The organism is Weissella viridescens, assembly GCF_014789145.1.
In the GTDB taxonomy this organism is placed as follows: Bacteria; Bacillota; Bacilli; order Lactobacillales; family Lactobacillaceae; genus Weissella; species Weissella viridescens.
Window position 1 is genome coordinate 1,032,700 of the sequence record NZ_CP061835.1, and the last position, 21,385, is coordinate 1,054,084.

Annotated in this window: 21 protein-coding genes; 3 read left to right on the forward strand and 18 right to left on the reverse strand. The window is 41.1% G+C overall.

The genetic code is table 11. From position 1 onward, the window contains the following. Positions 1 to 54: 54 nt before the first annotated feature. The 14 genes from IE337_RS05095 to IE337_RS05160 form a co-directional block, all read right to left on the reverse strand. The gene (locus IE337_RS05095) at positions 55 to 261 is read right to left on the reverse strand and encodes a hypothetical protein (RefSeq protein ID WP_057744049.1); all 207 of its coding nucleotides are present in this window, start codon (positions 259 to 261) and stop codon (positions 55 to 57) included. Positions 262 to 495: 234 nt separating this feature from the next. Beyond that, positions 496 to 1,692: an acetate/propionate family kinase gene (locus tag IE337_RS05100; protein WP_191136045.1), complete on the reverse strand. Its 1,197-nt coding sequence runs from the start codon at positions 1,690 to 1,692 to the stop codon at positions 496 to 498. Positions 1,693 to 2,052: 360 nt separating this feature from the next. Continuing rightward, positions 2,053 to 3,315, reverse strand: a complete 1,263-nt coding sequence (gene pepT / locus IE337_RS05105; RefSeq protein ID WP_191136046.1) for a peptidase T — start codon at positions 3,313 to 3,315, stop codon at positions 2,053 to 2,055. A 14-nt stretch (positions 3,316 to 3,329) separates the two neighbouring features. Further along, positions 3,330 to 4,130, reverse strand: a complete 801-nt coding sequence (locus IE337_RS05110; protein ID WP_191136047.1) for a Nif3-like dinuclear metal center hexameric protein — start codon at positions 4,128 to 4,130, stop codon at positions 3,330 to 3,332. After that, positions 4,117 to 4,812 carry a tRNA (adenine(22)-N(1))-methyltransferase gene (locus tag IE337_RS05115; protein ID WP_191136048.1) on the reverse strand — a complete coding sequence of 232 codons (696 nt, stop codon included), beginning with the start codon at positions 4,810 to 4,812 and terminating at the stop codon, positions 4,117 to 4,119. The genes IE337_RS05110 and IE337_RS05115 overlap by 14 nt, the downstream gene beginning before the upstream one ends. 110 nt (positions 4,813 to 4,922) lie before the next feature. Further along, positions 4,923 to 6,218, reverse strand: a complete 1,296-nt coding sequence (locus IE337_RS05120; RefSeq protein ID WP_057744063.1) for a tetratricopeptide repeat protein — start codon at positions 6,216 to 6,218, stop codon at positions 4,923 to 4,925. 28 nt (positions 6,219 to 6,246) lie between these two features. Further along, positions 6,247 to 6,396: a hypothetical protein gene (locus IE337_RS05125; protein WP_169790315.1), complete on the reverse strand. Its 150-nt coding sequence runs from the start codon at positions 6,394 to 6,396 to the stop codon at positions 6,247 to 6,249. A 68-nt stretch (positions 6,397 to 6,464) separates the two neighbouring features. Then, positions 6,465 to 9,626: an AAA family ATPase gene (locus IE337_RS05130; RefSeq protein WP_191136049.1), complete on the reverse strand. Its 3,162-nt coding sequence runs from the start codon at positions 9,624 to 9,626 to the stop codon at positions 6,465 to 6,467. Between the two features lies 1 nt (position 9,627). Continuing rightward, positions 9,628 to 10,791 carry an exonuclease SbcCD subunit D gene (locus IE337_RS05135; protein ID WP_191136050.1) on the reverse strand — a complete coding sequence of 388 codons (1,164 nt, stop codon included), beginning with the start codon at positions 10,789 to 10,791 and terminating at the stop codon, positions 9,628 to 9,630. Positions 10,792 to 10,853: 62 nt separating this feature from the next. After that, positions 10,854 to 11,786 (reverse strand): L-lactate dehydrogenase, encoded by a 933-nt coding sequence (locus IE337_RS05140; RefSeq protein WP_191136051.1) that lies wholly within the window; start codon positions 11,784 to 11,786, stop codon positions 10,854 to 10,856. A gap of 90 nt (positions 11,787 to 11,876) precedes the next feature. After that, positions 11,877 to 13,097 carry an MFS transporter gene (locus IE337_RS05145; RefSeq protein ID WP_243185574.1) on the reverse strand — a complete coding sequence of 407 codons (1,221 nt, stop codon included), beginning with the start codon at positions 13,095 to 13,097 and terminating at the stop codon, positions 11,877 to 11,879. 18 nt (positions 13,098 to 13,115) lie between these two features. Continuing rightward, positions 13,116 to 13,637 carry an ECF transporter S component gene (locus IE337_RS05150; protein WP_191136052.1) on the reverse strand — a complete coding sequence of 174 codons (522 nt, stop codon included), beginning with the start codon at positions 13,635 to 13,637 and terminating at the stop codon, positions 13,116 to 13,118. Beyond that, a complete protein-coding gene (locus IE337_RS05155; protein ID WP_191136053.1) occupies positions 13,627 to 14,457 on the reverse strand; it encodes a hydroxymethylpyrimidine/phosphomethylpyrimidine kinase in 831 nt (276 codons plus the stop codon). Before IE337_RS05155 ends, IE337_RS05150 begins: the two co-directional genes overlap by 11 nt. Positions 14,458 to 14,929: 472 nt before the next feature. Next, complete coding sequence (locus IE337_RS05160) at positions 14,930 to 15,535, reverse strand: LysM peptidoglycan-binding domain-containing protein (RefSeq protein ID WP_191136054.1); 606 nt, start codon at positions 15,533 to 15,535, stop codon at positions 14,930 to 14,932. Between the two features lie 492 nt (positions 15,536 to 16,027). Here IE337_RS05160 and IE337_RS05165 point away from each other — a divergent pair, with 492 nt between their 5' ends. Together IE337_RS05165 and IE337_RS07920 are read left to right on the forward strand one after the other, a co-directional pair. Further along, complete coding sequence (locus tag IE337_RS05165; protein ID WP_191136055.1) at positions 16,028 to 16,279, forward strand: hypothetical protein; 252 nt, start codon at positions 16,028 to 16,030, stop codon at positions 16,277 to 16,279. Between the two features lie 60 nt (positions 16,280 to 16,339). Next, entirely contained in the window at positions 16,340 to 16,471 is a 132-nt protein-coding gene (locus IE337_RS07920; protein ID WP_279287825.1) for a hypothetical protein, read from the forward strand. 81 nt (positions 16,472 to 16,552) lie between these two features. Here IE337_RS07920 and IE337_RS05170 read toward each other — a convergent pair whose 3' ends face one another. Both IE337_RS05170 and IE337_RS05175 read right to left on the reverse strand, forming a co-directional pair. Next, positions 16,553 to 17,236 (reverse strand): LysM peptidoglycan-binding domain-containing protein, encoded by a 684-nt coding sequence (locus tag IE337_RS05170; RefSeq protein WP_191136056.1) that lies wholly within the window; start codon positions 17,234 to 17,236, stop codon positions 16,553 to 16,555. Positions 17,237 to 17,693: 457 nt separating this feature from the next. Beyond that, complete coding sequence (locus tag IE337_RS05175) at positions 17,694 to 18,767, reverse strand: zinc metalloprotease (RefSeq protein ID WP_191136057.1); 1,074 nt, start codon at positions 18,765 to 18,767, stop codon at positions 17,694 to 17,696. Between the two features lie 337 nt (positions 18,768 to 19,104). Here IE337_RS05175 and IE337_RS05180 point away from each other — a divergent pair, with 337 nt between their 5' ends. Beyond that, entirely contained in the window at positions 19,105 to 19,467 is a 363-nt protein-coding gene (locus IE337_RS05180; protein WP_191136058.1) for a TIGR02328 family protein, read from the forward strand. 115 nt (positions 19,468 to 19,582) lie between these two features. On the opposite strand, the gene IE337_RS05185 is transcribed toward IE337_RS05180, so the two are convergent. Together IE337_RS05185 and der are read right to left on the reverse strand one after the other, a co-directional pair. After that, entirely contained in the window at positions 19,583 to 19,858 is a 276-nt protein-coding gene (locus IE337_RS05185; RefSeq protein ID WP_057744095.1) for an HU family DNA-binding protein, read from the reverse strand. Between the two features lie 209 nt (positions 19,859 to 20,067). Then, entirely contained in the window at positions 20,068 to 21,378 is a 1,311-nt protein-coding gene (der, locus tag IE337_RS05190) for a ribosome biogenesis GTPase Der (RefSeq protein WP_057744098.1), read from the reverse strand. Positions 21,379 to 21,385 lie beyond the last annotated feature (7 nt).

Consider the following 21,385-nt stretch of genomic DNA (forward strand, 5'->3'; position numbering starts at 1 on the left):
GCAAAAAAATAAACGCCAGCATGCAATGCACACTGAGCGTTTAAGGAATTTAAATTAATTTTCTTTTGTTGTTCGTACTTCTTCGAACTGACCATCAAAGACTTGTTTACCATCAACTTTAGTTTTCTTGGTTGCCTTATCAAAAGTTTCTCGATAAGGATCCATTTGTTCGTTAATATTTGCAAACATGCGGCGGGCCTTACGGCGTACATAAAATACACCAACAACCATCATTAAAATGATGAAAAATAATAGACTCATCTAGATCCTCCTTTATGATTAAAACCAGTTTAATATGTTGACCATACAATTAGCTTAAAATCCGTGCGGTTATCTCTCATTTAATGCCGATAAACCTAACATGATTTATCTACCACTATTTTACACCAAATGCCGTAAACCCGTCACATGTTTTTAAGACCAGTCATGGACTCTTCATTTTTCAAAACAAAAAAGCCAAGTTCCTTTCATAGGAACTTGACCTTATCTTTTATCTTAACGACCTTGCTTGTTCTTCAACATTTCAACGTCACGAGCAATTTCTAATTCTTCGTTAGTTGGGACAACCAAAACCTTTGCGGCTGAGTCGTCAGTTGAAACAACCTTTTCTTCACCACGAACCTTGTTCGCTTCAGTATCAATCTTGATACCCATGAATCCAAGACGGTCAATAATCTTTTCACGCACTTCAGCGGCATTTTCACCGATTCCTGCTGTAAAGGTCAAAGCATCAACCCCACCCATTTCAACATAGTATTGTCCAATGTAACGGACAACACGGTCGATAAACATGTCCATTGCCAACTTAGCGTGCTCGTTGGTATCTTCAACTTCTTCCAAATCACGCATGTCAGAAGACAAAGTTGAAATGCCAAGCAAACCAGACTTGTTGTTCAAGATGTATAACATTTGTTCATTTGTAAGTCCTTCATGTTCTTGGATATAGTAAACCAATGAAGGATCAACATCACCTGAACGTGTTGCCATTGTAATTCCAGCCAATGGTGTGAAGCCCATTGATGTATCTAATGACTTTCCATCCTTAACGGCTGTAATTGAAGCACCAGCCCCCAAGTGCAAGGTAATCAAGTTCATTCCCTCTAATGGTTGTCCCAAGATTTCTGAAGTGCGTTCTGAAACATAACGGTGTGATGTTCCGTGGGCACCATACTTACGAGCACCATACTTTGTGTAGTACTCATATGGCAATGAGTATAGGTAGTTTTCACGTGGCATCGTTTGGTGGAAAGCTGTATCAAATACGGCAACTGAAACAGCATCTGGCAACAATTCACGGAAGATTTCGATACCGGCAGCATTGGCTGGATTATGCAAAGGTGCATAAGCAGACAAACGGTTAATCTTTTCCAAAACTTCGTCATCAACAATGACAGACTTGTTAAACCATTCTCCACCGGCAACAACACGGTGTCCAACACCAGTGATTTCAGATAGGTCAGATACAACTTGCTTTTCGTTAAATTGTTCGAGCACTTCTTCGATGGCAGCACGATGGTCTGGGAAGGCCTTCAAAACTTCAGTCTTCTCACCATTATACTTTAGGGTAAAGACCCCTTCATCCATACCAATGCGTTCAACTTGTCCCTTGGCAATGACCTTTTCAGCTGGCATTTCCAATAATTGGAATTTCAATGAAGATGAACCAGCATTAATCGCTAATGTTTTAGACATGCTTAAACTCCCTCGTTTTCAAATAATATATTTTACATTTCAAATAAATTCACTTGCCAACCACTCTGTTGGAGCTGGCTTTAGTTGCTGGCACCAAGTGCCTCTAACTAATTATATAGTTATCTGCGGTCAGTTACAATTCAAAATGGCAAGAAAGCGTTAAAACCGGCTATTTTTTTCATAAAAATTAAAAATGAGCCCACAATCACGCTGAATTACTATTCAACCTGTTTAATGATGTGCCACCCCTATATTTACGTGTACGCATTTCCAAAAAAAGGTTCCGCCAAACAAAAAAAGCTAAGGCCCAGTCTATTACTGAGTGATAGCTTTTCTGAACAATCTTTTCAGGATAATTTATTAATCCAAAATTGAATCATTTACGTTTAATTCGTTAATCTTCAACATAGTGTCAACGGCTTGCTTCATCACACGCGTTGAAACGTATTCAAAGCGGCCGTGCATGTTTTCGGCACCGGCAAAGATATTTGGTGTAGGCAAGCCCAAGAATGTAATCTTTGAACCGTCGGTTCCACCACGAACGGGTTCGATGATTGGTTCAATGTTCAAGTCAATCAACGCTTGTTCGGCCAAATGAACAGGTTGCATGTTGTCCTTTAGGACTTCACCCATGTTGTAGTATTGGTCATTCATCTCTAACTTAACACGATCTTCACCAAAGTTCTTGTTCATCTCGTCAACAATGCTTTGTAACAATGCCTTCTTAGCATTGAACTTCTCACGATCGTGATCACGAATGATGTATGACATACTTGCTTCATCGGGGGTTCCATTCAACTTCAACAAATGGAAGAACCCTTCGCGACCCTCAGTATGCTCTGGACGATCATGTTCTGGTAACTTATTGTGAATATCAATCGCCACTTGAAGTGCATTAATCATCTTGTCCTTGGCATCACCAGGGTGCACATTCAATCCTTGAATCTTAATGTCAGCAGAAGCAGCTGAGAATGTCTCCCATTCCAATTCGCCAAGTGGTCCACCATCCATGGTGTAGGCAAAACCAGCCCCAAATTCTTTTACATGGAAGTGATCGGCGCCGATTCCAATTTCTTCATCGGGACCAAAGGCAAAGTGCAAATCACCATGCTTAACTTCTGGGTGAGCAATCAAATATTCAGCAGCACTAACCAATTCTGCCACACCTGACTTATCATCAGCACCAAGTAACGTTGTACCATCTGTTGTGATCAACGTTTGTCCAGCATACTTTTTCAAGCTTGGGAATGCTTCAGGTGAAAGAGAAAATTCATCGTTTAACTTAATGGTTGACTTACCATCATAGTCTTCAACAAATTGAGGATTAACGTTTTCTGAATTAAAATCAGCGGTATCCACGTGTGAGATAAATCCAATTGACGGAATATCATCATCAACATTGGCAGGCAAGTCTGCAAATAGGTACCCGTCATCCATGGTACGCACATTTTGCAAACCAATTGTCTTCAACTCTTCAGCCAAATCCTTCAAGAAAGCAACTTCCTTAGGGTCTGAAGGTACTGTCGTTGAGTCTTCATTTGAACGCGTATTTACCTTGGCATAACGTACAAAACGGTCAACCAAATTTGGGTATGTTGCTGCAATTTCTGTTAATTCACTCATGAATCTACCTCTTTCTAAATATAAGTATAAGGATCAGTATTGGTTTCTGATGGAAAAACATCAGTTAACTGCCATCCATTACTATTTTGCCACTTTTTAACTAAAGTCGCCATCCTTGGTTTTGCATTTGCTTCCATATGGTGATCTGGATCGATGGTCACCATATGATGTGCTAACATATCGTGACCAGTATGATAATAAACATCTGCCGTCACAAAGGCATCCGCACCCTGAGCTTGAGCTTGCAAATATTCATCACCACCATCACCACCAAGCACCGCAATCCGTTGAATCTTTTGCGTCATATCGTTGGCAATGACACGCACATGCGCTACTTGGAATGTTTCTTTAACCAATTGGGCATATTCCGTTACCGTAATTGGTTCAGCTAATTCACCAATTCGACCAATGCCAGTTTTGCCATCAGCATTTGGTAGCAACGGTCTCACATTGTTCGTAATCATCAAATCTTCAGCAAGCCAATCATTCATCCCTGGATAAGTTGCATCCAAATTCGTATGGGCGGCATAAACAACGATATGATGTTCAATTAATTTCGCGTACATCGCATTTTGCGGATCACTCAAATCAAGATTCTTTGGCGCATGAAACATCATTGGATGGTGTGCAAAAATAAAATCAACACCACGAACAATGGCTTCATCTACAACCTCGGGACGAACATCTAAGGCTGTCATCACCGTATGAATTTCCTGATTTGGATCACCTAACCGCAACCCAATTGGGTCACGCTCCCAGGCCAATGCCTTGGGTGCATAAGCTTCAATTTGATCCATTAACTCACGCGCCTGCATGTGCTAAGACCTCCTTAATTTGCGCCACTTGTTCTTGATAGTTGCGGTAGGCCCCCGCTTGCGTTTGGTTAGCGGCTTCAAGTTGTTGCATGATTTTTTCCATGCGCCCCTGCTCGCGTTCCCACTTTTGACGCCAAATACTATCATTTTTCACCATATTTACAGGACCAAACGCGAGTTGCATCGCATCATATTCAACAGTTCCTGGTTCAGCTACCACGACTTCATAGTAATGACCATCATCCAAGAGTACACGTTCATCGGTAATTTGATACTGATTTGCTTGTAGCCATGTTCGAACCGCGTCAACATCTATATTTGGTTGCAAAATCAAGCGTTTGTAAGTGGCGCTTGATCCTGCTTCAAGAATTTGTTGAATTAACCGACCGCCCATTCCGGCGATAACAACCGTATCAATTCGATCTTCAGGTTGAATAGCTGCTAACCCATCTGCTAACCGTGGGATTAATTGATCATTCAAATGATGCTTATTAATTTCTTGCTCCGCATTTTCAAGCGGACCTTGGGCAACTTCACCGGCAACCGCAAATTTAATGCGCTTATTTAAAATTAAGTTTGCTGGTAAGTAAGCGTGGTCTGAGCCAATATCGGCAAGACGTGCGCCATCTGGCACATACGCTGCTACGGTCGCTAAGCGATCTGATAAGTGCATTGCATCCATTTCATTACTCTCGTTTCATCAATTTAATTGTTACTATTCTATCATATATCTCTCGTAGATGGCGCTGGGTTCAATCCGAAAAAAAAGCTAGCCGCAGCTAGCTTTTTTGTTTAATATAAGTCACTCACATCATCTTGTAAATCTTGAATGTCTTTTTCTTCTAACATTTCCAAATCATCAGGAACAACGTTCAAATACAAACGCAACGTTTCTTTAGCAAAGGTCTTTTCGCCACTTTCTCTAAAGAAGTAGTAGGCATCTTTCAAGAAACTAGCATCTGTATCAAAGTATGGTAAGGCCGCTTGATAGTACTTATCAGCCATATCAAAGTCTTCAAGACCTTCATAACTCTTTGCCAAATTTCGATACATTGCCGGGTCAATATCAGCCTCATCATCTGCTAAATAATCATTTAACAAATTGATGTTTTCTTCATACTTCTCATGTAAGGTTAGCCAATCAGAATAATCCAAAGTCAACGTAACATCCTCTGGATTATGTTCCAATCCTTCCTTGAAGAAACTTTGGGCTTCGTTTGTATTTCCAAGACGTTCACTCACAATGGCCGCACGCTCGAACATCTTAGGATTGAATTGATCAACGGCTAAGCCGTTTTGATAAGTTTGCAATGCTTCTTCATCACGATGTTGATGCTCATACAATTCACCCAATGGTTCATATAATGTGCTGTAATCCGGATCAATTTTTTGCAAAGCTTCAAATGTATCAATCGCCTTGTCGTGTGTCTCTTCATCTGTCGCATAAATCATTGCCAACTGGAAACGCACATCAGGTGTCATACTTGTTTCCTCAATTTGCTCAAGGTAACCCAAGGCGCGCTTAACATCGCCAACTAACGCATACGCAACCCCAATACGTGACGCAATGTCAACACCTGAGAAGTAACGTTCGTCTGACTCAAGGAGTGTTCGATAATATGGAATTGCCTGCTTATAATCAGCAGATGCAAAATAATATTCCGCCAAAGCGAATTGAATGACTGGTTCATCTGGAGCAAGCGCATAGGCCTCTTTCAACTTCGCTTCAGCTGATTCATAAATTCCCTCAGACTGGTACAAATCTGCCAATACCAATAACGCTTGCAGATAAGCATCTGAATCGGGTTGAATTTCTGCTAAATAATTCATCGCCGTTTCAGTTTCACCTTCATCGATGGCAATGTCCGCTAAAGCAGCACGTAGTTCATCGGCGTCAGGATACTTATCTAATAACTTTTGATAGGCCCGCTTGGCTTGATTTGAAAAGCCTAATCCATACAACTCTTCTGCTAATGAATAAATGGTGTCATCATCATCATGACGTAATGCTAACGCATATGATTTTTTGGCATCTTCTGTTTGACCTAGTTCTAACTCATTTAACATGCGTTCTGCATAACTTGCCATTCACTTGCCCCCTTAAGTAAGTAATCGTTCACTTATCTGTTTGTGTTTGTGCTGCCTTTTGGCGCGCTTTTGCTAGCAAAGCCTCACGTTGCGCTTGCTTATCTGCTTGTGAAACTTGCCCTTTACTAGCTGCTCCGCGGGCAAAATCGTTTGATTTAATACTACCTTTTGTTGACATATTAACTCACCTTCATTAATTCTTGTCCGTCTAGTATACGCTACTTTAGGGAAAAATACCACAATGACCTAAGCTAACTGATAATGAATGGCACTCTGCCCATTTCCCATCTTTTTCACCTGCAATTGTTGCGGGATTTGTTGTTTCATACTTTCCACGTGCGAAATCACACCAACTAACCGACCCATTTGTTCGACGTTTCCTAGCGCTTCCATAGCTTGTTCAAGCGTCTGACCATCTAGGGAACCGAATCCTTCATCAATAAAGAGCGCTTCAATTTGCGCCCCACCAGCACGCATTTGTACAACTTCTGCCATTGATAAGGCAATTGACAACGCCGCGATAAACGACTCACCACCCGATAAAGTACTTGTACTACGGCGTTGATCCGTTTCTTGATCCATAACGTCGATTTCTAGACCATTCTGATTAGAACGACCACTGACGGCATCCCCCAACTGGAAGTAATATCGATTCCCTGAGAACTGTTGAATAAAGTTCTCGTTCGCATAATCTAAAACGGCTGCTAAGAAGCTCTGCAAGACATACGGCTCTAAGCGTAACTTGGCTTCATTCGAACCATCAACTGCATCAGTTAAAGCGATTAAGTCCACGCTTTCTGCCTGCAGTTTTTCAATCTGCACATTTAAGTCCAACACCTGTTGTTGTTGTTGCTTTAATTGCGCGACAATCAACGTTTGATTCTGAACGTGTGTTTGCTGTTCAACTAATCTATGTTCAGCTTGCGTTAAGTGCTCGTTTAACCCCATTAAATCTGGTGCAGTCTGTGTACCCAACTTGGTTGTTAGTTCTGCCAACTCTTGTCCAACATAACGCCGTTCATTTTCATAGTCTTGCACTGCTGCACGGAGTTCTTCACGACCATCATGTTCTTGGAATGCTTGCATCGCCGTCGCGAATGTTTGACTGGTGTAGTCTGTTTGCTCAGCCATTAAGCTAAGCAGATCCTGATGTAAGTCAGTTTGTACGTGCAGCTGCTCTGTAAGGTCAGCATGTTGACTTTTTTCCTGATCTTGACTGGTTGCCAAGCGTCCAGCAACATCGGCTTGCTCCGCAGCAAGCTCAGTTTGCTTTTGCTGATACGCCTTAATCAGTGGTTCTAACTGAGCCAACTCTTCTGTGTATTCTGCCACCGTTGCTAAATCTGTATCAAATTTGGCCAGACGTGCTTCGACATCGACACCCTGTTCTGTCAAATTCTGCTGACGCTCTTCGGCTTTTGCCACATTTTGATTGGCATCACTCACTTCAATGGCAATCGTTTCAGCCGCTTTTTGCAAATCCTTAGCAGCTTGTTGCTGATCAGCTAATGTTGCTTGCAACGCATCATATGCTTTTTGTAAGTCATCTGCCGTAATGAAGACATCAAAGCCACTCGCAGCCGCTTGCTCCTTCACAGTCGTTAGCTGGGCAGCTTGTTGTTGCTTAAGTTCGGATAACTCAGTTGTCTCCTTTGTCACTTGATTCGTTGCTTGCTCTAACTTGACGGTTAACGTATTTTCAAGTTGTTGCGCTGCAATCAGCTCATTTTCAGCAGTATCGACCGCATCCATCGCTTCACGCAAAGTTTGATTTGTATCGCTCCCCACTGTATCTGAATGTGCAACTTGATGTTCATAAACAACCCCACAGACGGGACATGGTTCACCTTCAACCAAATCAGCTTGCAATTGTGCTACCAAAGCTTGCGTGCGTAAATGCTCTTGGGCTTGTTTAACTGTTTTTGCCTGTCGGACTTGAGTTTGCGCTTCACTCAGTGCCGTTTTTAGCGCAACCTGTTCTTGCTCAGCATCTATTAAAGTGGCACTTGCCTTACGTTGTTGTTGCGCTAAGGTCGCCAAGGCCTGTAGTGGGGCCGTTAACTTGTGGAGTTGTGCTAACTGGTCATCTACCGTTGCTAATGCCGCTTGATCTTGCTTTATTTTATTTTGTCGTGCTACTATCTCTGCTTGCACCCGTTTTTGGTCCGCGAGCTTAGTTTCATTTTCACGAATTTGTTGCTGTAAATCACTTAAATTTGTTTCTGATTCATGTTTTTGCTGTGCAGCCGGAAGCAAATCCGTTTGGATTTTACGTACACGAGACTGTTTTTTTTCAATGTCGTCAGCTCGCGCGGCTTGTTCAGCGACCATTGCATCGATCTTCACTTGTTGCTGTTCTAACTTTGCAAGTTGTTGCTTCGTTTGGGTCAATTGCTGGTTAATTCGCTCTAATAATTGTTCATTTTGCGTAACCGCCTGTTGCCATGGCTGCCGCTCAGCTAACCAATTTAAACGCATTAATTCAGCTTGTTTTTGAGCAATCACCTCTTTTTGCTCTTCAAGTGTTGTTAATTGTTTTTCCAATGTCGCTTTACGCTCAAATTGCGCCTGAACTAATTTGGCATCATTTAAAGCAGCCTGCATCTGGTCGCGCTTTTTCTGTGCATCTGCTAAGGCGATTTGTAAAGAATCCGACTTTTGGCTTTGTTCCGCTAATATCTCAGTTAACATAGCCAACTTATCTGAAAAACTACCTTCATAATCAGGCTGTTCATCCAAAACCTTTTGATCAAAAACATGATCACGTTGCGCTACTAATTGTTTCGTTGCATCACGCGCTTGGCGACTTTGGTCTTTCAAATCACTCGTAAATGCTTCAAAAATCTCACTTCCATACAAACTTCTCAAAATCGTTAATTTTTCATCACTCCCAGCCGCCAAAAAATCGCGAAATTGATTTTGGGGCAATAAAATAATTTTACGGAATTGGTCATCAGTTAAATGAAGTAATTGTTGAACTGCACTATTCACATCACGTTGTTTCGCACCAATCGTTTTAATTGGTGTTTGCAACGTCTCATCCACTTCAGCAAAGCTAGCCGTTGGCTTATGCTCAATTAAGTCGGCCCCATTGGCAGTTTTACGTTTAGGCGTCACCAACTGTTTTGGGGTCCGTGTCGCTTCATAATAATGCCCATTATGTTCAAAATAAAATTGGACTTCCGTCAATTGATCGCCTGTCGCAAATTCGCTGCGCATTTCTTCAGGCTGACGTTCTCCTGACGTTGTGCCATACAATGCATATGTCATAGCATCAAACATCGTCGTTTTTCCCGCACCCGTATCGCCACTGATCAAGAACAGACTAGACTCATTGAAATTACGAAAGTCAATTTCTGTTTCGGCATATGGGCCAAAATAGTTCATCTTAAGTTTAATTGGACGCATTTTAATCCTCCTTTCTCTCTAGACGGGTTAAGGTCTGGTCAATAATTTCAGCTTGATGCTTGGTTAATGTCGCATCAGTGACTGTTTCATAAAATTCGCGAATCAAATCTTGATTTGACTGTTCTGCCCGTTCTGTCATCTTCTTTGTATGACTGATACTCTGTGCCTGACTTTGTTTAAATTGAATCTCTACAATTTCACCATAAATATCGTTCAATTGGTTCCGTAAATCCGTCACTGCTGGCCGATCTGTCATTTTTATACTAAAGAGATTGTCCCCTTGGCGTGAATATTGTTGATAAAATGCCGGATCCGTCAATGTTTTAAAATCCGCTTCCAACAAAATTAAATCTTTTTCGGGTTGCAAAGGCACCCATTCCGAGAAAACACCGTCCGCGTTAACATCGACAATAAAAACCCCTTTCTCACTCTGGGCTTCTTTGGTATTGAATTTGATTGGTGAACCTGAATATTGCACTGTTTCGCTCGGGCTGGCTTGCTTTAAATGTAAGTGGCCCAAGGCAACATAATCAAACGCATTAAATTGGTTAACATCAATACTCTTTAGCCCACCTGCTTTTGAATTGGTTTCACTGGTTAAGTCATACGTTTCATTTTGCTTGCCAGCAACGTAATAGTGACTTACCAATACATGTTGCTTAGTAGGGTCAAAATTAGCTTGCATGTCTGTAATCACACGCGCCATAACCTCATTAATCGTCCGCAGTTCATTTGTCTCATTACTAATGCCATAATAAACTCGAGCTTCTAACGGGTCGATAAATGGCAACATAAAAATTTGCGTATCACCAAAAATAATCGGCTCAAACGCTTCAGCTAAAGTTGTCCGCAAGTAAAATTGATTATTTTCACGCCATTCCTTACCGGCACCCAGTCGCGTGGGCCCATCATGGTTCCCAGAAACGGCAAAAATAGGTAGGCCAGCTTCAATGTTCATTCTTTTCAACATTGGTTCTAAAGCATTCACAGCATCCACTGGTGGAATACTACGATCATACAAATCGCCTGCCAATAACACGGCATCAACCTGATGTGCTTGTGCTATCGCTAATGTTTGTTCAAAAGCAGTTTGTTGCTGTTCTAACAGGGAGTAGTCCCCCAACTCTTTGCCGATATGCCAATCAGCTGTGTGTAAGAATTTCATATGACTCCTCTTTTAACAAAAAAACGCTGTCAATCACCAAAATGATTACAACGTTTTAACTATTATAGCGTTGCCCGCACTTCGCGGTATTGCTCTGCAATGAAAGCATGTGACGCATTTAGTTTCTCTAATTCAGCGTCAGTTAAATCTAACTGACATTGTTCAACCACACCCTCACGTCCAATGATGGCTGGGTATGATAGATACGCTTCATATTCAGGTCGCAAGTTTGATAGAACAAGCTCTTCACGCGCATCCGACATGACAGCCTTGGCAATGCGAATCGCTGAAGTGGCGACACCGTAACTCGTAAATCCTTTACCGTTGACGATATCAAAGCCTCCTTTACGTGCTTGATCATTAATTTCTGCAAGATCAAGATCACGAACAGCCGCAAGTTTCTCCATTGGTTGTCCTAAAGCACGAACCGTAGACCACGCGACAAATTGTGTATTCCCATGCTCACCCAAGTTATACCCTGAGACCGAGCGTGGATCAATATTCAATTTTGCTCCCACGATACGTTGCATCCGAGCAGTATCCAACAACGTTCCAGTCCCCACAACGTGGCTAGCTGGCAAACCAGTAACATCCTTAAATAGCGTGGTAATCACATCGACTGGGTTTGAAATGACAATCAACACCCCTGTAAAACCAGAATTTTTAAGATCAGTTCCAACCGAAGTCACCATTGAACTCGTAAACTTAAGTTCAGCAAAGCGATCTCCCGTTGGATTATTTTGTTGCATGGCCATGTTTCCTAATGTTGAAATAACAACATCAGCATCAGCCAAAGCTGACCAATCATTGATGGTAATGTTAGCGTGTGTCTCTAAGTTAGCCATTGCATCTTCAAAATCCAATTGGTTGGCAACTGCCTTGGCTTCACCACGGTTAATAAAGACGTAGTCATCAGCAACACCTTGCGCAATTAATCCGTGCGCAATGGCACTTCCAACACTACCCATTCCAATAATTCCAATTTTACGTGACATGATATATCCTCCATTAATAAAACAAGTATACTAAATCACAAATACAAAATATATAATATAAAATCAACTCTAACCGTACACTCATAAAGTTCATGATTTTGTAAAAATTTCATCCGACTTAATCACAAAGAGTGTGATGGCGACCAATAAAATCACAATAATCGTGTACATTATATTTTGAGCATTACCAGTAGGATTTGCTTGAAATGCTTGTCCGTACAGGGTTGGACCAAATGCAGAAATCAAATAACCGCCCGATTGTGCCATGCCCGAAACAGTAGCAGTCTGAAATGGTGTTGTTGTCTTTGCCGCAAACATCGTCATGGCGATTAAGAAGAAAAATGCCGTTAAACTGCCAATCATCAGCGCCACCGCTAACCAGAAGCCAACTGAACTCGTGTTTTGATTAAATAACATATAGGCCGTTAACAGTCCAATCATCCCCATGAAAACAACACAACCTGCTAAACCACGCTTAGATAAGCGGACAATTAAATTAGGCACTAACAGTGAGACAAACATTCCCATCACGGAATACAATGCCATAATCCAGCCAATATTTGCCGCACTAACGTGGTGATATGCCATTAGCGATGGCATCCATGCGACAAATGTATAGTTTAAAATTGCCTGAAACCCAAAGACTAGCAACAATGCCCATGCCCGTGAATTACGCCAAACATATAGTTTTGGTTTTTTAGTGGTACTTTGATCGATGTCATCAACTGGCTCTTGAACAGCTGGCTCAGCAAATCGACTTGCCACAATCCACACTACCAAAGCCACGGCAGGCAATAACACTAAAATCCACATCATCGCATGCCAACCAAAATTAATCATGACCGGAGCCGTTAAAATATTAAATACAGCGGTTCCCAACATATTCGACATGGTATAGATGGACGTATATAGTCCGATTTGCGTTGGAAAGAACGCCATTACGAATGACGGCATAAACACATTCAAATGAGCGATACCTAACCCGATCAAGACCGTTCCAATTAACATCATTGGCATATTAGTAACAACACGACATAGTGAACCCAAAAGAATCATTGCAACAGCAAAAGCCATTGCGCGCTTAAGTCCCATCAATTGCATTGTTTTAGCTGCGAAATTCGACACTAATACAAACATAACCAACGGAATTGTTGTTAAAATACCCAACTGGCTGGTTGCAACATGTAGACTTGCCGCAATCTGGTTCAACATTAGTGGTAGTGTTGTAACCGGTGCCCGCATATTCATGCCGATAAGTACAACACTCAAACTCAATAAAAGATAAACGCTTAACTTATATTTTTTTTGCACAACTAACTCCCATTCTGACTAGTTAAGATCTGCTTTTGCCAACAAACGTTGGATGGGTTTATTAACAATCAACGCTACCACAAAGCCTACTAAGACCTGCATGATATTGCCTGGAATGTCACTGGCCGTTGCCAAAAAGGCGGCGGACCATGGCATCGACATGCCAGCCATTAACCACATCAGCATGGTACCAGCAAGCCAATACCCTAGTACCATGATCGTACCACCAATTAGAGTCATCATTAGCTTGTCTTGCAGACGCTTCGAATTCAACCCAAACACATACCCTTCAGCACCATGAATCATCAATGACATAATCATCCATTGTGGATACCCTGCAATCAAATCTAGTAATAGACCAGTGACGCCACCAACAACGGCCCCACCCCGTGGTCCAAAATTCCAAGCCGCAATAAAAATTCCCGCTTCAACGAGTGAAACAAACCCAGCACCGGTGGGACTTGGTAGTTTAATGACATAACTTAATGCCAAATTTACAGCAATAATGACGCTTAAAACCGTTAACTTTTTAGTTTTCATCAATTTTTCCTTCCCGAATGGCGCGTTGTGCGCCTTGCCAAACGTTTCCACTTTCAAATGATTGATTTAACAGTATCCCATGCTCAATACCAGCATGCACAAAAGCTTGCGCCGCCTTCGCTGCATCTGTTAGCGACTTTGCTTGACCGATATTACTAGCAATTGCAGCCGACAAGGTGCACCCAGCCCCATTATTCGTGTGCGTCGTTAATTTGGGTTGCTCAAAGATGCTTACAACTCCTGTTTTTTCAACGAGTACATCTTTAACTTGGGCTCCATCCAACCGCGTCCCACCTTTCGCATAAACAGCCTGACAACCATCCTGTAGAAGTTGTTCAGCTGCCCTGGTTAAATCAGAAACGGTCGTAATTTTTTGACCTGACAATAGTTCCGTCTCGGGCAGGTTCGGGGTAACAACAGTTGCAATTGGTAACAAGTATGTTTTCATGGCCTGAACCATCGTAGTCGTGTTCGCTTGATCTGATTCTTTGAATACCATCACCGGATCAACAATAATGGGAATCCCCTTAACATGGGATTTCAAAAAATCAGCAACCACTGCCATATGTGTTTGCGTGGGAAGCAGACCAATTTTAACGGCTGCAATGTCATCTAATGCAAAAATTGATTGCATCTGTTCAAGCACAAGCTCTGGAGCAATTTCATGAATCAAAAAATCTGACTGTGTCACCGTCACAATGCTCGTTATCACACTTAATCCTTGGAAATTATATTCATCGAAGGTTGCTAAATCGGCTTGAATTCCACCACCAGCCAAGCTATCTGACCCTGCAATCGTTACAATTTTTTTAACTGCCATCCTATCCGACTCCATTTTTTAGTTTAACTTCATCTTACCTTAATTGTGAGGTGGCTAACAAGCTGTGTTTTTAACAAACTCCTGAAATTTGCGATGCCTTCCTCAGTTTTTCCTTGAATTTTGATTCCATTAAAAGAAAAAAGTATAATACTTTTATCGACTAACTAAGGTCCTACGTTAATTTATAAATGAAAGAAGTCTCAAAAATGACCTTAAATACAACAGATGCTTTGAATTTTATCATAGCGGTTAATCTCATTTGTTTAATATTATTATGCCTCCCACGCATGATGGCCAGTCTCCACGATCATAATCGGTATGAAATAGTTTTAATGATTGTCCTTGTGCTACTTCTGACTGCAATGACCATTTACTTTTATCATTGGAATTATGCGTGACCAAATTTCGAACATTTACTTTCTCAACAAAAAAAGCATCAGTTTATAAACTGATGCTTTTTTTAATATAAATCTTACCACCAACCGTTTGATTGACGGAATGAAATAGCGTTTTCTACAGAACCGTATCGTGAAGTTGCATAGTTAACCATACCTTGCGTTTGTTGTGCAACTGTACCAGTTCCCCAACCTTCCTTAGTTTGACCTAATCCACGGTAACCATTTGGTGAAACAGCGTTAGGGTTTCCACCTGATTCTGGGCGAACAATTGTATGCCACATTGCAGCAGTTCCACCGTTGGCAATAAATTCGTCATACGTTGAACCAGAACCAGCAGGTGCTGAAGCTGGAGCTGGTGTTGCAGGAGTTTGAACAGGTGCAACTGGAGTGGCGGCTTGTGCGGCTGGTTGTGCTACAGGAGCAGCTGCTTGTACTGGGGCTTGTTGAACAGGTGCAACTTCGCCTTCAGTTTCAATGGTTTCACCAGCAAAAATCAAGTTAGGATCAGTGATTGCATTAATCGCTGCAAGATTTTCAGTAGTTGTTCCATGTTCTTGAGCAATTCCGGCTAGAGTATCACCACTCTTAATTGTAATTTGATCAGCTGAAGCAGCAGTTGAAGCACCAACTAGACCGGCAGCAGTTGCCCCCGTTAAAATCATCGCTTTTTTGATATTCATAATCGAAATTCTCCTTTGAAACATTCTTTTTTAATTTTTAAATTTAATTTATATATGTTGTTCATCAACAATGACTACTATAACGCTAACCCAGTCGCAATGTGTATCAATAAACTTAAGGTTATATTACAACTATTGCAATAGTTGTACACACTCTCATACGCTTATCCGCATTAACACGTTCAGACAGCGCTTTTAGCGCTGTAATATATTATGAAAAATTTTCCCATTATTTTAATTAAATTTATGTTGCATGTGACAGGATGACACACATTTACTCACTTTTCTGTTCATTATGCCTGGTTACACTATTTAATTTTGAGCTTGCCTGTGACACCGCTACAGATTGTCATCAAATTTTTCATGTTTTACATCTTACTCCATTGACTATACAAGGAAACACGTTACACTCAATATAGCTATATTTTAGATATAATTTTGATGCAAATACGTGCAATCCTGAATCACGTAAAAAGCTGCAGGAGTATGGATATGTTAGATAAAGTTATGCAAAATAAGACTCTATCAATTTCAGCAGTCCTTGAATTGATTATGATTGTGCTACTTTTCCGTCCAATGCAATCTACATTAGACTTAAAGAACAGCGTACGTGATAATCTATCATTCACGACTAAGGACATGTTTCGTCTTTCCGATTTTGTTGGTTGGTTAGTACTAGCGTTACTTGTAATTTCGGTAGTGGCGATTATCGTCACTATCTTTACCAACTATACCCTAATGTAAACGGTAGCTACGGTTACGGGTGCTTTGACATTCCTTGTGCTTATTTTCCAAGGCATTGTCATGTGGTTAGGTAATCTCTTTAAGGATACCCGACTAATTTCAATGACCGGTGCATACTGGGTTTTGTTGATTTTAGCTCTGATTGTGGCAACTTTGTTGGTCATTAAATATCGTTCAAACGGAAAAGCTTAATTAGCAGATCGTTTGAGCTTTTATACAAAAAAGCGGCGTCTCTCAAAAATTGAGAGACGCCGCTTTTCATTAATTTAAATCTTACCACCAACCATTAGCTTGACGGAATGAAACGGCATTTGAAACCGAACCATAACGTGAGGTTGCGTAATTAACCATACCTTGTGTTTGTTGTGCAACTGAACCAGTTCCCCAACCTTCCTTAGTTTGACCTAATCCACGGTAACCATTTGGTGAAACAGCATTAGGGTTTCCGCCTGATTCTGGGCGAACGATTGTGTGCCACATTGCATCAGTTCCACCATTAGCAATGAATTGTGCATAAGTTGAACCTGAGGCAGCTGGAGCAGCGGTTTGTTGTGCTGGAGCTGCTTGTACAGCAGGTGTAGCTTGCTTAGGTGCGGCCTGTTGGACTGGTGCTTGTTGAACAGTTGTTGCTTGAGCAACAGGAGCAGCAGCTTGTTGGACTGGTGCTTGTTGAGCAGGTGTTGCTTGAGCAACAGGAGCAGCAGCTTGTTGGACTGGAGCAGCAACAGTCGTCGCTTGACCTTCAGTTTCAAGTGTTTCACCAGCAAAAATCATGTCAACATTAGTAATGTTATTCAAAGCAGCCAAGTGATCAACTGTTGTGTTGTTAGCTTGGGCGATTGCAGCAAGTGTATCGCCTGACTTAATCGTAATTTGATCAGCAGAAGCGATTCCAGTAGCTCCCAAAAGACCAGCAGCGGCGGCAGTTGTCATAAGAATTGTTTGTTTGATATTCATTGAATTAATCTCCTCGATAATACTAGCATTTAATGTTTAATTTATTTTTTGTAGGTCGCCTTAACGACAAGGAATACTATACCGTGGAATATCACCATGTTTATATCAGAAATATAACGATTTATGACAATTCTTGTCATGAAACACCTTTTTACACACGTAAGGTTAGTCAAATCCCTTTCAGTCCAGCTTTATCATCTGTCATGAGAAAGACGTAGTTTAGCAAAAAAAATACAAAACTTTATTTTATTTGCTGTTATTGCTCTAAATAGCAGTGAAATCATGACCAAGATTGCAAAATATCGACAACATTAAGTTGGTATTCAGTTCCTTTTATAACTTATTTGGCCTTATTTCAATAAAGTTTAACCATAACTCGTATCCATATGTGATATTCGAAAGAGATTACCTCGGTTAATGTTAACGAGCTTAATCGTTACTATCACTTTCAGACAAATTATACCGCTTTATCCAAAGCTGCTTCCAGAACCGTTAGTTCCTCACCATCTTGCTTGAACCGAACCACGCGTTGACCTTCAACATCTGTTGGATATACCGCCATGATTTGAACCACCTTGCCGAGCAAATGATGTTTGCTATCCGCAGTACTTCCGACCAACTTAGCTTTCACAAGTGACTTTCCATCAAGTTGCCGTTCTTCAAATTGATAAAGCTTATAATCTTTGTTAATTGTTCGATACGTGACCACTTTTGATTGAATCATAAAATTCTCATATAGAATGCCCCAACCATCATCTGGTTCGGAAACAAACGGCATGTTCGCATAGATTTGACGATTATCGTAACGTGCTTGATATTTGTCCGCATCATTTTGTAGCACCCATGTAGCAACTTTACGTGGCTTACGCCATGTTAAGGCAGCCATAGCCAAAGCCGCTGCATCAATTTTTGTACTGATGGCACCATTTAGGTTGTCACGGACATCCCATGGCCCCATAATTTCGCTACCAAAATGACCGCTTGTTCCAGCATTTGAACCATCAGCGCCACCACCTAAATGTGACACTCCCAACGCGTGCCCAATTTCATGGAGTAACGCAGTCACATGCCAATTTTCCTTTTGTTGCCAAGTAAGATGGGTTGTTTGCCAAGTATCTGGATAAAAAATTAATCCATTACCATTGTATGTTTGTGCAGCCAGCGCGCCAACTTCACCATAAACATCGTGGATGGTTTCATCACTTGTTTCAATTAGATCGACAAATCGAACGATCTCAGTTCCCGCCAAATTATTCCAAAAACCTGCTACCGCTGTTTCAGCCTCCTTTGGTAAAAACTTTGAATCGTTATATAATTTCAAAACACCATCAGGACCAACAAGGTTCATGTAGTTGCCATAGCCATTTCTATATGTGTGCTCAGTTGCAACACGATCTAAGTCAGTATTACCACTGTACTGACTTCCATGGGTAATGGCAGCCAGTTGCTCTAGTTCTGCCTGCGTATAAATTCCAGTAGCAATTGATCCGTTTGGGTTAGCATAAGCCGTTGTGTTTGCATATAATATCATTTTTTCTCTCCAAATATCCTTCCGTATAAAACGGGGCCCCGAATTTTTGGAATAAAAAAGGCATTCAGATTTTTCTGAATGCCGCCTGTTGAATGATTAGATTTTTCAACACTATTAATTTACCACCCATTTTGAGTCAAAAACGGGCAATTGCAATTTCACACACACATCTACGGAAAAAGACTTTTTTTTCATGCTAACATCCTGGTTTCAATCACAGTAAATTCAGCTATAATAAACTAATCAAACTAGTTTAAAATGAAATTACAAGAGACACACATTATACAATATCTCTCTATGTCTACCACTAGGCATAACATAAGAAAGGGGCTACACTATGCGACTATGGCATGAGAAACTGATTTCAAAATTACCACGTCAACAACTCCTGGGCCAACATCGTGAATGCTGTGCACTTCGTGGTGGTGGCTGGGGTAAAAAACATCGTACTGTCGATTATGTATTTAATCACTCACCTTATAAATTAGTGCAATACCATCAAAAAGTCATAGTAGAAATGCAACGTCGCTATTTTAAACCCGATTTAGCATGGCTTGATCCACTATATCGTGGTACACACACACCGGCATATGTTGAACTTCCAGCAGTACCACTCACCCACCCCATTTATCCCGAACATGATGATGCGTACTATCAAGAATGTCTCGACAACTTAGCTACAAAACATATTTATTTATAAAAAAAGAGCTAACTCAAATTAAGTTAGCTCTTTTCATTTATAAAAGGACCGGAACACCGAGGTGTTCCCAAAAGCCCCAAATTAAGCGTTAAACCGCAGTATGCGTGCGATTTAATTACTTAACGGCATCCTTCAAAGCCTTACCAGGCTTGAATGCAGGGATCTTTGATGCTGGAATTTCAATTTCTTCCTTAGTTTGTGGGTTGCGACCCTTACGAGCTGCACGTGAACGAACTTCGAAGTTACCAAATCCAATCAATTGAACCTTTTCACCCTTTGCCAAAGTATCTTGGATTGATGAGAAAACGGCGTCAACTGCAGCAGTTGCGTCCTTCTTTGTCAAACCAGTTGCTGTTGCAACATCGTTTACCAATTCTTGCTTGTTAGCCATGCGAAATATCCTCCTGCATAATCATTTACAATATAGTTAAAATTAGTTATATGTTATCCATATCACCATTTCGCTATTTAGAATATCATAACTCCATGTGATAAACAACATTTTTTCACTGAAAACGCTGATATATCAGCCTTTTTAAACATTTATAAACAATTCACGACCTATTTTGCTAGCCGTTTGTCAAGTTTTTACCGACAAAATTACTTTCGAGCCCGCTTAATCAAATGAATTGGCGTTCCAGTAAAGTCAAACGCCTTACGGATCTGGTTCTCTAGGAACCGTTCATATGAGAAATGCATCAACTCAGGGTCATTGACAAACACAACAAATGTTGGTGGTTGAATTGCAACTTGTGTTGCGTAGTAAACACGCAAACGCTTACCATTAACCGTTGGTGTAGGATTAGTTGCCAAGGCATCCATAATCACTTCATTCAACGTTGCTGACTGAATACGACGCTTGTGATTTGCATCAACTTGCTTAATCATTTCAGGCAACTTGTTCAAGCGTTGTTTCGTCTTAGCTGAAACAAACACAATTGGTGCATATGATAGATATTGGAACTCATCACGAATGGTTTGTTCGAAATCCTTCATGGTATACGTATCTTTTTCAATCGTATCCCACTTGTTCACAACAATAATGATAGCTCGTCCAGCTTCATGCGCATACCCGGCAACGTGCTTATCTTGATCTCGAATACCTTCTTCAGCATTCAAGACCATCAAAACGACGTTAGAATCATCAATCGCTCGCATAGCACGCATGACAGAATACTTTTCAGTATTTTCATAGACTTTACCACGCTTACGGATTCCAGCCGTGTCAACCATGACAAATTCGTCACCTTCAGCATCAGTGAACTTTGTATCAACAGCATCACGAGTTGTTCCAGCAATGTCAGAAACAATTACGCGGTCTTCACCCAATAATGCATTCACGATGGAAGACTTTCCGACATTCGGACGTCCAATCAATGAGAAACGGATTGAATCATCTTCTTCCTCTGCATCAACTTCTGGGAATTCGCTCACAACTTTATCAAGTAGATCACCAACACCTGTACGGTGTGTCCCTGAAATTGGGTATGGATCGCCAAAGCCAAGGGCATAAAAATCATAAATTTCAGAACGCTTTTCAGGGTTATCAACCTTGTTCACGGCTAAAATAACTGGCTTATCTGTCCGATATAAAATCTTTGCTACACGCTCATCGGCTTCTGTCAGTCCCTCTTTAGCTGAGACCATGAAAACAATGACATCAGCTTCATCGATGGCAATTTCTGCTTGTTGCACAATTTGCGTCATGAACGGTTCATCGCCCATTTCAATTCCACCAGTATCAATCAAGCGGAATTCTCGGGTTAACCATTCTGCGCGTGTATAAATACGATCACGCGTTACACCAGGGGTATCTTCAACAATTGAGATTCGATCCCCGGCCATTTCGTTAAAGATTGTCGACTTCCCAACATTGGGACGTCCCACAATCGCTACTACTGGTAGTGCCATTTCTGCT